Annotated in this window: 2 protein-coding genes and 1 pseudogene; 2 read left to right on the top strand and 1 reads right to left on the bottom strand. The window is 40.3% G+C overall.

The window, feature by feature from the left end; translation table 11 throughout:
* On the top strand, positions 1-332 hold a 332-nt coding region (locus ACLN19_RS08990; RefSeq protein WP_413385495.1), incomplete at its 5' end, for an LPXTG cell wall anchor domain-containing protein.
* Positions 333-677: 345 nt separating this feature from the next.
* Here the strand turns inward: ACLN19_RS08990 and ACLN19_RS08985 are convergent.
* Positions 678-1,844 (bottom strand): annotated as a pseudogene (locus ACLN19_RS08985) (IS30 family transposase).
* A gap of 304 nt (positions 1,845-2,148) precedes the next feature.
* Here ACLN19_RS08985 and ACLN19_RS08980 point away from each other — a divergent pair.
* Positions 2,149-3,447, top strand: coding sequence for a uracil-xanthine permease family protein (locus ACLN19_RS08980; RefSeq protein ID WP_413385498.1), 1,299 nt, complete (start codon positions 2,149-2,151; stop codon positions 3,445-3,447).
* The last annotated feature ends 267 nt before the right edge of the window (positions 3,448-3,714 follow it).

Here is a 3,714-nt window from a genome sequence, read left to right as displayed (position 1 = left end):
AACCAAGTGACAACCCACCGTTGCCATACATTCCAGGCTATGAGCCAAAAGTTCCAGGAACCACAGAGCCGTTGAAACCAGTTGATCCAGAAGATCCAACGAAGGGTTACATTCCACCGCCAATTGTGGTTCCAAACAACCCAGGTGTAGACAACCCAGTACCGTATGAGCCTATTGCGCCAAACGTAACAGAAACGATGATGCCTGAGGAAAACAAGAACTCTATTCAATCATTACCAGAAACAGGAGATTCCAATGACATGCTAGCCCCTACATTGGGAATTGTTTTCCTAGGATTACTAGGAATTAATCTTAAAAAGAAAAAAGATTAAAATGTTTATGATAAAATAGTCTATAGATAGAGTTAGTATTGATGCTCTTAAAATGATGCTTATAGAGAGTTCAGGGTAAATTCTCAAAGTAAGTTCTAGTTCCCGTCCTTCCCAGAAGTTACTCTGAGAAAACTGCATAAAACGAACAGAATTTAGTCTCAGACTAAGTTCTGTTTTTGCCTACAATGCGGATTCGAGTAAGTTTTATAGTTGAAAATGTTGAAGAAAAGAGTACACTAAAGTTACTGGTTCTGAGACGTTTCAAAGTAAGTTCTAGCTATCTGGCATTTGGGATGGGACAAGTTCCTTTCTATTTTGACATTATTTTTTGATAAAAACTAGCGATTACTTATCTAATAATAGAGGAGATTGGATGACGTTCTCAGGGTCAATTTTAGAGATTCCCAAAAGTGTTGCCAATTCTTTACCGTAGGTAAATGTAAAGAGTTCATAAGCCGATTTTCCGTTGAAAGAAGCTCGTTTGACGCTGTTGATATGCGAACAAACTAGGTTGATGTCCTCCTGTGTCAAGTTGTCAAAAGAACTTCTCTTAGGAAGAATGTCTCTGATAAGTGTATGATTCTTCTAGATTCTCCCTTTCTGGTCATAACGATTGGGGTCACAGAAGAAGAGCTTGGATTCTCCACGAACATCCATTTCGATATTGTCTACTTTAGCGAATTCACCACCAATGTCGGTCAGAATGACAGGGAATATGTCGCAGAAGTCTAACTCTTTCTGATGTAGGTCATTCTTGATGATGTAGAGGTGTTTAGCGACCTCATTAGCTGTTTTGTTATCAAGTAATCGAGCGAAGATAAAGTTACAGAAGGAGAGGTTAAAAGTGAGAAGTACCTTTCCTCTCTCCCTTCCTTCCAGTAACGGTGTCCATTTCTAGCCAATAGCTGATGCCTTTCTTTGTAAGAAAGTGTTGGAAGTCCTCGTACGACCGTCCTTCTCTGGCAGTTTTAGGAATGGGTTGGAGGTTTCTGGTTCTGCGTTTTCTGAATGTCACGACACGTGGGAAATCAATAGGCTTTGTGGACAGGTATCCTTTTTCGAGGTATCGGTAGATAGAAGCTCTGGATACTGAAAGTTCGTTTGAGGCGATGATGTGGTTGAGGTGTTGTCCCTTTTGGATGGTAGAAGAGACCACAGCGTTCATTCGATAGAATTCTTCCTTGTTTAGGGCAACGCCCGTTCTCGAGTCTGAGAGCTTAGCTTCGTAATTTAGCTGAGCTCTTTTGGCGTAGTAGAACTGTTTCTGGTACCCACAATTGCTTCTCTTTTTTGGATAGGCATTACAGACGTAGGGAGCCTTTTTGAGTAGAGGGCAGGCCTCACCATTTGATGTACCAGAGTTCTCTTTTAACACCCTATTTCTCCGAACTTCTTTTAAGATTGTAGACGTTTTTTTCCTAACTTAACAGCGATAGCCGAGAAGGGCTTAAGCTGCTCAATTCCTATTTGAATATCGTTTCTGTCTGAGAGAGTAAGGTGTTTGTTTTTCATTGTCAGTTACCAACTTGTCCCAAAGTAAGTTCTACCTTATTTCTTTGTCTCAGTCTAATTTCCAGTTTTTGAGACAGACTAGAACTTACTTTGGGAATTTCGGATAGAGAGTTCAGAGGGGTAAAAGTGATATTTTACTGGTCTTATAAGAGGAAGTGTGATATGATATGTTTGTAGGTTTTTAAACACATTCTGTGAGGTGTGAAAGACATTGTTCTACTAAGGGCCTATTGACATTATTAGGGCTTTTTTTGTGCCCAAAAGGAGTTTTTTTATGACACATAATGTAGATGACAAAGAACCCATGTTGATGGATTCAGATTTAAAGCCTGTGAAGTTGCTCTTAGATGTTGACCAAAAACCAGAGCCGCTAAAAGGCTTGTTGCTTAGTTTTCAGCACGTTTTTGCGATGTTTGGAGCGACGATTTTGGTGCCTTTGACGCTAGGTATGCCAGTGTCTGTAGCTTTATTTGCATCAGGTGTGGGAACTTTGATTTATCAAGTGGCGACCCAGTTTAAAGTACCTGTCTATCTTGGATCGTCTTTTGCTTATATTACCGCTATGGCTTTAGCGATTAAGCAGATGGATGGCAATATCTCTGCTGCTCAGACTGGGATTTTATTAGTGGGGTTGATTTATGTCGTCATTGCTGGGCTTGTTAAGCTGATTGGAACACGTTGGATTGATGTGTTATTGCCGCCTATTGTGATTGGTCCTATGATTATTGTCATTGGACTTGGACTTGCCAATTCAGCTGTGACTAGCGCTGGTTTTGTAGCAGGTGGCGATTGGAAAAATATGCTGGTAGCTAGTGTGACCTTTTTGATTGCAGCATTTATCAATACTAAAGGACGTGGCTTTGTCAAAATTATTCCCTTTTTATTCGCGATTATTGGTGGTTATCTATTAGCTCTTCTTTTAGGTATGGTTGATTTGAGTCCCGTCGCTAAGGCATCTTGGCTACAATTGCCAGGCTTTATTTTGCCGTTTGAGACAGGTATTTTTGATAGCTATCAGCTTTATTTTGGACCTGAGATGTTTGCTATTTTACCTATTGCTATTGTCACTATTGCAGAGCATATAGGGGATCATACAGTGCTTGGTCAAATTTGTGGTCGCCAATTTTTAAAAGATCCTGGACTCAGCCGTACATTGATTGGAGATGGGGTCGCAACGACTGTATCAGCTTTCTTAGGGGGACCAGCCAATACAACTTATGGTGAAAATACAGGCGTGATTGGTATGACGCGTATTGCTTCTGTATCTGTTATTCGAAATGCAGCCTTAATTGCCATTGCCTTTTCCTTCCTTGGAAAATTCACAGCTCTTATCTCCACTATCCCAAGTGCGGTGTTAGGAGGCATGTCTATCTTGCTTTATGGTGTTATTGCGAGTAATGGTCTGAAAGTTTTGATTGAAAATCGTGTGGATTTTGGTCAGATTAGAAATCTTATTATTGCTAGTTCTATGCTTGTATTGGGGCTTGGCGGAGCAGTATTAGATTTGACAGCCCTAACCCTATCAGGTACAGCTCTAAGCGCTATTGTAGGTGTTATCTTAAACCTTATCTTACCTAAAGAAGCCTCTGACAAGAACGCCTAAAAAGACAAACAGAACTTTTTGTGCCGTCAGTCAAAAGTGAAATTAACATAGGAAACTTTAAAGTTTTCACTACTGACAAAAAAGCGTGACTCAGACATAAAGACTTAATGTGGTATAATGACAATAAAAAACGCAAGGGATAGTATAGAAGGAGTGCGTCTTGATGGAGGTAGCCACGGTGCGAATCCATGTCATTGCGTTTATCTTAGCCCCTGAACTGCACCCCAAAAGTTAGACATAAAATCTAACAATTGGGGTGCTTTTCTT

Origin of the sequence: Streptococcus lishijunsis, assembly GCF_047290665.1 — a bacterium.
In the GTDB taxonomy this organism is placed as follows: Bacteria; Bacillota; Bacilli; order Lactobacillales; family Streptococcaceae; genus Streptococcus.
This window is presented reverse-complemented; position numbering and strand designations above follow the sequence as displayed.